Consider the following 9,551-nt stretch of genomic DNA (forward strand, 5'->3'; position numbering starts at 1 on the left):
TCCCCTGGAGGAGGAGCACCGATGAGCATCGTCCCGCTGGCGGCGCCAGCAGCCGCAGCCGCCACCCCGGGGGCGGGCACCCTCTCCGAACTGATCGCCCGACAGGCCGCGCTGACCCCCACGGCCACGGCGGTCCGCGGCGACGTCGAGCGGCTGGACTACGCCGGGCTGGACCGGCGGGCCAACCAGCTCGGGCAGTACCTGGCCGACCTCGGCGTCGGCCCGGAAACGCCTGTCGCGGTCAACCTGGAGCGTGGCGTCGACCTGGTGGTCGCGCTGCTGGGGATCTGGCGGGCCGGCGCCGCGTACCTGCCGCTGGACCCCACCCATCCGGCGCAGCGGCGGCAGGCGATCCTCACCGACAGCGGCGTCGACCTGCTGCTCACCGAGAGCACGCTGCGCGACGAGGCGGCACCCGCCCGGGTGGTCTGCCTGGACACCGAGCGGGCCCGGATCGCCGCCGCGCCACCCACCGCGCCGGTACCGGCACCGGACCCGGACTCCGTCGCCTACGCCATCTACACCTCCGGCTCCACCGGCCGCCCCAAGGGGGTGCAGATCACCCATCGCGGCATCGGCAACCGGGTCACCTGGACCATCCGGGAACACGACCTCGGCCCCGCCGACCGGGTGCTCCAGAAGACCTCGGTCAGCTTCGACGCGGCGGGCTGGGAGTTCTTCGCCCCCCTCGCCAGCGGCGGCACGGTGGTGCTCGCCCCGACCGGCGCGCACCGTGACCCCGCCGCCCTCGTCGCCGCCGTCGCCCGGCACCGGATCACCGTCCTCCAAGGCGTGCCGTCGGTGTACGGGCGGCTGGTCGACGAACCCGGCTGGACCGACTGCACCAGCCTGCGGCTGATCTTCTCGGCCGGCGAACCGCTGCACGCCGAGCTGTGCCGGCGGTTGGCGGTCACGCCCGACGTGCGGGTCTGGAACACCTACGGCCCGACCGAGTGCGCCATCGACGTGACGGCCCACCCGGTCGACCCGGAGCAGCACAGCGGACCGGTGCCGATCGGGCGTCCGCTGCCCGACGTCCGGCTCCAGGTGCTCGACGCGGACCGGCGACCGGTGCCGGTGGGCGTGGTCGGCGAACTCTACGTCGGCGGGGCCAACCTGGGTCGCGGCTACCTGAACCGGCCCGACCTCACCGCCGACCGGTTCGTACCCGACGAGTACGGGCCGCCCGGCGCCCGCCTCTACTACACCGGCGACCAGGTCCGCTGGCGGGCCGACCGGAGCCTGGAGTTCGTCGGGCGGGTCGACCACCAGCTCAAAATCAACGGCGTACGGATCGAACCGGCCGAGGTGGAGGCGGTGCTCGCCGCCCACCCCGACGTCCGCGCGGCCGTGGTGGTGGGGCACACCGACCCGGCCGGCCGCCGGCAGCTCGCCGCGTACGTGGCCGGCCGGCCCGCGCCCACCCCGGCGCAGCTGCGCGCCTTCTGCCTCGGCCGGCTACCCGAGGCGCTGATACCCGCCGTCTTCCAACCGGTCGCGGAGTTCCCGCTCACCGCCAGCGGCAAGATCGACCGGTCCGCGCTGCCAGCCATCGAACCGGTCGACCGGTCGGCGTTCCGGGCACCGCGCAGCAGCGCGGAGCGCGCCGTCGCCGCCATCTGGGGTGAGCTGCTCGGCGTCGACGAGGTCGGCGTCGACGACGACTTCTACCAGCTCGGCGGCACCTCACTGGAGACGTTGCTGCTGGAGAACCGGCTCAGCGCGGCGGCGGGTGGCGCGGTGGCGCTGCGCGACCTGCTCACCGCGACCACCGTGGCCGCTCAGGCCCGGCTGGTGGCAGCGGCCACGCCGGCCGCACCCGTGCTGCCGGTGGGACGCGACCGGCCACTGCCGCTCTCCGCCGCCCAGCACCGGCTCTGGATGCTCGACCAGCTGGACCCGGGCAGCAAGGAGTGGGTCGTCCCGCTCTACGTGCGGCTACCCGCCACCGTCCATCCCGACCAGGTCCGGGCGGCCCTACACGCCCTGGAAGCCCGGCACGAACCGCTGCGCACCCGCTACCTGGTCGCCGACGGCGTGCCCCGGCAACAGATGGTGCCGCCCGGACCGGCCCCGCTCCTGGTCCGCGACGTCAGCGACGGCGGACTGGCCGAGCTGGTCGCGGCCCAACTCGGCAAGGGCTTCGACCTGCGCACCGGACCACTGTGGCGGGCCGGGCTGGCCACCTCGGCCGGCCGCGACCACCTGCTGGTGCTGGCCGTGCACCACATCGCCTCCGACGCCGGTACCGCCCTGGTCCTCGAACGGGACCTGCGGGAACTCTGCCTCGCCGAAGTGGCCGGACGCCCGGCCGACCTGCCCCCGCTGCCGGTGCAGTACGCCGACTACGCGGTCTGGCAGCACCGGCAGCTCACCGACGAGGTCGTCGAGCGGGAACTGGCGTACTGGCGGGAGGCGCTGGCCGGGTTGCCGGAGCTGGCGCTGCCGCTGGACCGCCCGCGCCCCGCCGAGCGGGACGCGCACGGCGCGATGCTCGGCTTCACCGTGCCGGCGCAGGTCGCCACCGCCCTGACCGAGCTGGCCCGGCGCTGCGCCGCCACTCCGTTCGTACCGCTGCTCACCGCCTTCGCCACCCTGCTCGCCCGCTACACCGGACAGTGGGACGTGCCGGTCGGCACACCGACCTCCGGGCACCGGCCGCCCGAGGTCGAGCAGATCGCCGGGGTCTTCCTCAACCCGGTGGTGCTGCGCTGCACGCTGGATCCGGCGGCGGACTTCGCACGGTCGGTCCGGGAGGTCCGCGCCCGGGTGGTCACCGCCCTGGCCCACCAGGACCTGCCCTTCGACCGGGTGGTGGACGACCTGCTCGGCGAGCGGGACCTCTCCCGCACCCCGCTCTACCAGGCGATGCTCAACTACCAGGAGGGCGGGATCACCGGCCGGATGGCCGACGACCCGGCGGCGGTCGACGCGCTGCGGCAGGCCGCCACCGTGGCCAAGACGGACCTGACCATGCACCTCTGGCCGCAACCGGACGGCTCACTCGCCGGCGCCGTGGAATACGCCACCGCGCTCTTCGACGAGACCACCGTGCGGCGGCTGGCCGACCACTTCGTCCGGCTGCTCCGGGCCGCCGCCGACCGGCCCGAGGCCCGCCTCGACGAACTCGACCCGTACTCGGCGCAGGAGCGGCACCGGCTGCTGCACGAGTGGAACGGGCCGACGGTGCCCCGCCCCGCCGGCACCGTGGTCGACCTGTTCGAGGCGCGCCGGGCGGCGACCCCGCAGGCCGTGGCGCTGCGCCAGACCGGTGCGACCACCAGCTACGCCGAGTTGGACGGCCGGGCCAACCAGTTCGCCCACCACCTGCGCCGCTCCGGCATTGAGCCGGGCGCGGCGGTCGCCGTGCTGCTGGACCGGGGACCCGACCTGGTCGCCGCGATCCTGGGCTGTTGGAAGGCGGGCGCGGCCTGCGTACCGCTGGATCCCGCGTACCCCGCCGAGCGGATCGGGTACATGCTCGACACGGCAGGCGCCGGTCTCGCCGTCACCGACTCGCGCTACGCCGACCGGTTCCGGGTACCCACCCTCCAGGTGGACACCCACCGGCTCATGGTCAGCGCCGAACCGACCGGCACCCCGCCCCGCCATCTCGATCCGGCGCAGCCGGCGTACGTGCTGTTCACCTCCGGCTCGACCGGCCGGCCCAAGGGAGTGCTGCTCTCCCACGCGGCGGTGACGAACTTCCTGGCCTGCGCGACGGAGACCGCGGCGCTCGGCGACCGGGGCGGACGCCCGGCCGGCGGCGGTGCCCCGCTCTTCTCCACAATCGCCTTCGACCTGTCGATCTCGAATCTCTGGGGACCGCTGGTGGCCGGGCAGCCGGTGACCCTGCTGCCGCCCGAGTTCGACCTCACCGAACTCGGCGCGTTGCTGCTGGCCGCCGGGCCGTACGACCGGTTCATCATGACGCCACCGCACCTGGAATTGCTTGCCGAACAGGTCGACCGGGCGCAGGCGCAGCGGCTGGCCGGTCAGCTCTGGGTGGCCGGCGGGGTGCTGCGCGGGTCGGTGGCGAACCGGTGGCTGGAACTGCTCGGCCCCGGTGGCCTGATCAACTCGTACGGTCCCACCGAGACCACCGTGATCATGTCGGCGTACCCGGTGGTGGTCCCGCAGAACAGCGAGATCGTGCCGATCGGCGCGCCGATGGCGAACACCGTGGTGCGGATCCTGGACGACGCGATGCGGCTGCTGCCGGTCGGCGCGGTCGGCGAGCTGTACATCGGCGGCAACTGCCTGGCCACCGGCTACGTCAACCGGCCGGCGCTGACCGCTGACCGGTTCGTGCCCGATCCCTTCGGCCCGCCGGGCGCCCGGCTCTACCGCAGCGGCGACCTGGGCCGCTGGCTGCCCGACGGCACGATGGCCTTCGTCGGCCGGGTGGACGACCAGGTCAAGGTCCGCGGCTACCGGATCGAGCCCGGCGAGGTCGCCGCCGTCGTGGCCCAACATCCCGACGTACGCGACTGCGTGGTCCTCGCCCACCAGGACCGGCTGGTCGCCTTCTACCGTGGCGAGGCCGCCGACCTGGCCACGCACTGCGCCCGGCAGTTGCCCGACTTCATGGTGCCGAGCCTCTTCGTGCCGGTGCAGCGGATCCCGCTCAACACCAACGGCAAGGTCGACCGGGAGGCGTTGCGCCGCCGGCTCGACGCGGCACTCACCGACGGCACCGCCGACATCACCGAGTTCGTCGCACCCCAGAGCGTGGTGGAGAAGCGCATCGCCGACTGCTGGGCGGAGCTGTTGGACGCCCGGATCGGTGCCACCCACAACTTCTTCCTCCTCGGCGGGCACTCGGTGCTCGCCGCCCGGCTGGTCGCCGGCCTCCAGGAGGAGTTCGATCTCGACCTGCCGATCCGCCTGGTGTTCGAGCACCCCACGGTGCGCACCCAGGCGGTCGCCATCGAAGACCTGATCCGGGCCGAAATCGACGCGCTCACCGACGCCGATCTCGCCCACGACCTGTCGCGATCCGAGGAGTCCCCGGCATGACCAGCACCGCAAACGAGCCGAACCTGCGTGAAGAACTCGTCCAGCGCCGGCTGGCCGGTCGCCGTACCGGGCGTCGCAACCGGATCCCGACCGTCGACCGCTCGCTTCCGCTGCCGTTGTCGCACGGCCAGCAGCAGATGTGGTTCCTCAACCGGATGGACCCCACCAGCGCCGAGTACCTGGTCTCCTCGGCGCTGCGGCTGCGCGGCCGGCTGGACGTCGACGCGTTGGGCCGCGCCCTCGACGCACTCCTCGCCCGGCACGAGATCCTGCGTACCCGCTACGCGCTCGCCGGTGCCGCACCGGTGCAGATGATCGACGCGCCCGCGCAGGTTGAGCTGCCGGTGGTCGACCTGACCGACCGGCCGGCGGCGCTGGACGCGGTCCTCGACGAGGCCACGGCGACCGGGTTCGACCTGGCGCGGGAGTGGCCGGTGCGGGCCGTACTGGTCCGGCTGGCTGCCGACGAGCACGTGCTGGCCCTGGTACTGCACCACATCGCCTGCGACGCACCATCGGTGGCGGTGCTCATCGGCGAGCTGGCCGAGCTGTACGCCGCCCAGCGCGCGGGCACCGAATCCCGGCTGCCGGAACCGACCGTGCACTTCGCCGACTTCGCCGCCTGGCAGCGCGGCCGACTCCGCGACGAGCCGGTGACCCGGTCGCTGGGCTACTGGCGCGATCAGCTCGCCGGGCTGACCCCGGTGGAGCTGCCGACCGACCGGACCCGGCCGAAGATCCGGGACTGGCACGGCTCGTCGGTACCGTTCACGTTGACCACCGATGCCTCCGCCGCGCTGCGCGGCGTGGCCCGCGCCGCCGGCACCACCGTCTTCGTCACCCTGCTCAGCGCCTTCCAGGTGCTGCTGTCGCGCTACACCGGCCGCACCGACCTCGCGGTGGGTACGGTGTCGTCCGCGCGGAGCCGCTCGGAGCTGCGCAACCTGGTCGGGTACGGCATCGACAACCTGGTGCTGCGCGGCCGGTGGAGCGGCGACCCCGAGTTCACCAGCCTGCTGGAGCTGAACCGGCGCACCGTGCTGGACGCCTTCGACCACGCCGATGCCCCGTTCGCACTGCTTGTCGACGAGTTGGAGCCCGAGCGGGACCTCTCCCGTACCCCGCTTTACCAGGTCGCGTTCACCCTCCAGTCCGACCCGCCGGTAAGCGACTGGAGCGGCGAGCTGGCGGTGGAACCGGTCGAGCTGCCCCTGCGTTCGGCCAAGGTGGACCTCACCCTGCACGTAGTGGAAGGCACCGACGGTCGGCTGCGCGGCCGGTTCGAGTACGCCACCGCCCTCTTCGACGCCGCCACCGTCGAGCGGGTAGCCGCGCACCTGGTACGGCTGCTCGACCAGGTGGCGGCCGACCCGACGGCCCGGCTCTCCACGCTGGACCTGCTCGGCGAGGCAGAACTGGCCCTGCTGACCCGTGGGCCGCGCCGCGCCGACCCGGTCACCGGCACCGTGCACGGCCGGTTCGAGGCGGTCGCCGCCGCGCAACCCGAGGCGGGGGCGCTCACCGTCGGCGACACCACCCGCAGCTACGCCGAGCTGAACGCCGACGCCAACCGGCTCGCGCACTGGCTGCGCGGCCACGGTGCCGGCCCGGAGCGGCTTGTCGGAGTCCACCTCGACCACGGCCCCGAACTGCTGCCGGCCCTGCTCGGCGTGCTCAAGTCCGGCGCGGCGTACCTGCCGCTCGACCCGGCCTCGCCGGCCGAGCGGCTGGACTTCATTGTCGACGACGCCGGCGCGCAGATCGTGCTGACCACCACCGCCGCGCGGGACCGGTTCGCCACCTTCGACGGGACCGTGGTGCTGCTGGACGACCCCGGCTTCGCCGCCGAACTGGCCGCCCAGCCGGCCGGCGACCCGGCCGTGCCGATGGCGGTGGACAACCTCTGCTACGTCATCTACACCTCCGGCTCCACCGGCCGCCCGAAGGGGGTCGCGGTGGCGCACCGGCAGGTGCTGCGCCTGCTCACCGTCACCGCCGACGACTACCGGTACGGCCCGGACGACGTCTTCGCGCTGCTGCACTCGTACGCCTTCGACTTCTCGGTCTGGGAGATCTGGGGCTGCCTGCTGCACGGCGGCCGGCTGCTGGTGCTGCCCCGGGCGGTGATCCGCTCACCGCAGGAACTGCTCGACCAGCTGATCGCGCACCGGGTCACGGTGCTCAGCCAGACGCCCTCGGCGTTCCGCGCCCTGGTCGGCCTGGCCGCCGACGCGGACCCGAGGGTGGACCGGCTCGCCCTGCGGGTGGTGACCTTCGGCGGCGAGAAGCTGGACTTCGCCGAGCTGGCGCCCTGGGTGGCCCGCCGGGGCCTGGACGCGCCGCAGCTGATCAACATGTACGGGATCACCGAGACCACCGTGCACACCACCCACCACCGGGTCACCGCCGCCGAGGTGGGCGGTACGGCCAGCCCGATCGGCGAGCCTCTGGCCGACCTCGGCGTCTACCTGCTCGACGCCGACGGCCGGCCGGTGCCGCTCGGCGTGCCCGGCGAGATCCACGTGGGCGGTCCCGGCGTGGCCCGAGGCTACCTCGGCCGCCCCGAACTGACCGCGCAGCGCTTCGTCCCGGACCCGTGGGGCCCGCCCGGGTCCCGGCTGTACCGCAGCGGCGACCTGGCGCGGCGGCACGCCGACGGGCGACTGGAGTTCCTCGGCCGCGCCGACCAGCAGGTCAAGATCCGTGGCTACCGGGTCGAGCTGGGCGAGATCGAGGCGGCGCTCACCGCCCTGCCCGGCGTCCGGGAGGCCGTGGTGGTGCTGCACGAGCCGAGCGCGGGCGACCAGCGTCTGGTCGCGTACCTGGTGACCGGCGACGACGCGGTGCTGCTGCGGCCCTCGCAGCTGCGCACGGCGCTGAGCCGGACGCTTCCCGACTACATGGTTCCGGCGGCGTTCGTGCCGCTGGTCCGGATCCCGCTTACCAACAACGGCAAGCTCGACCGGGCCGCGCTGCCCACCCCGGACCGCTCGGTGGCCGCCGTCGACCGCCCGTACGTGGCCCCACGTACCACAGTGGAGCAGCAGCTCGCCGACGTCTGGACGACCACCCTCGGGCTGGACCGGGTCGGCGTGCACGACGGCTTCTTCGATCTCGGTGGCGACTCCATCCGTGCGGTGGCACTTGCCGGCGCGCTGCGCGAGGCACACTTCGACGTGGAGGTCCGCGACCTCTTCGAGCGACGCTCCATCGCCGAACTGGCCGAACTGCTCACCGCGCGGCCCGCCGCCGGGCCGGAGCCGACGGTCGCCCCGTTCGAGCTGGTGCACGAGGCGGACCGGGCCGCGCTGCCCGCCGGCCTGGTGGACGCCTACCCGTGCACCCAGGGCCAGCTCGGCATGCTCGTCGAGCTGCTCGCCGACACCGAGCAGAACCACTACCACAACGTGACCAGCTACCGGGTGCGCGGCGAGGGGGAGTTCTCCCTGGACGCGCTGCGCGCCGCCGCGGCACTGCTGGTGCAGCGGCATGAGGTGCTGCGTACCTCGTTCGACCTGACCAGCTACTCGGTGCCGATGCAGCTGGTGCACGCCACCGCCGAGCTGACCGTCGGCCACGACCAGAGCGCCGCCACCGAGCCGGCCGAGCTGGACCGGGAACTGCGCGACTTCATCGCCGTCGAGCGGAACCGGCTGTTCGACCTGGACCGGCCCTCGCTGCTGCGGCTGCACGCCCGTACCTGCCCGGACGGCAGCTGGTGGCTCACCCTTACCGAGTGCCACCCGATCCTCGACGGGTGGAGCTACCACTCACTGATCATGGAACTGCTCCGCGAGTACCACCGGATCCGCGCCGCTGCGCCGGAGGCGCCGCGGCAGGCCCCGGCGGTGCGGTTCGCCGACGCAGTCGCCGCCGAGCGTCGGTCGGTCACCGGCGACGTGGACCGCGAGTTCTGGCGCCGCGCACTTGTCGGCCGGACCCGGCACGACCTGCCGGCCGGCTGGGGCGACGCCGACGCGCCGGAAGGGGCCAAGCACGAGCACTGGGTGCCGCTCCAAGACCTGGAAGCTGCGCTGCGGGACCTGGCCCGCCGCCTCGGCGTGCCGTTCAAGTCGGTGATGCTCGCCGCGCACCTGAAGGTGATGAGCCAGCTCACCGACGCGGGGCGGTTCTACACCGGCCTGGTCTGCAACATCCGGCCCGAGGTGGCCGGCGCGGACCGGGTGTACGGCATGCACCTGAACGCCGTGCCGATCGGCTACGACGGCTCGCCCGCCACCTGGGCGGAGCTGATCCGGCGGACCTTCGCCGCCGAGCTGGAGCTGTGGCCGCACCGCCGCTACCCGCTCTCCACCCTGCAACGGGAGATCGGCCAGGACACCCGACTGCTCGACGTACGGTTCAGCTACCACGACTTCCACCAGATCGACGCCGACTACGTCGACTACTCCGAATCGATCGACGACAGTCCCACCGAGTTCCCGCTCGGCGTGTTCAGCCGGCTCGGCTTCCTCACCCTCCAGGCCAGCCAGCGCCACCTCGGCCACGATGCCCTGCGCCGCCTGGGCGGT

2 protein-coding genes are annotated in these 9,551 nt (G+C 73.6%); both read left to right on the forward strand.

The annotated features are described in order from the left end of the window. Nucleotides 1-21 precede the first annotated feature (21 nt). Nucleotides 22-5,019 carry an amino acid adenylation domain-containing protein gene (locus AC507J_RS14330; RefSeq protein ID WP_496289633.1) on the forward strand — a complete coding sequence of 1,666 codons (4,998 nt, stop codon included), beginning with the start codon at nt 22-24 and terminating at the stop codon, nt 5,017-5,019. Next, the coding region (locus AC507J_RS14335; protein ID WP_496289634.1) for an amino acid adenylation domain-containing protein at nt 5,016-9,551 on the forward strand (4,536 nt) is incomplete at its 3' end. The genes AC507J_RS14330 and AC507J_RS14335, both read left to right, overlap by 4 nt.

Source organism: Micromonospora sp. PRAS1 (assembly GCF_059553435.1).

Excerpts from the sequence above, each read along its gene's own strand:
- AC507J_RS14330 (WP_496289633.1), top strand. The coding sequence starts at position 22 with ATGAGCATCGTCCCGCTGGCGGCGCCAGCAGCCGCAGCCGCCACCCCG.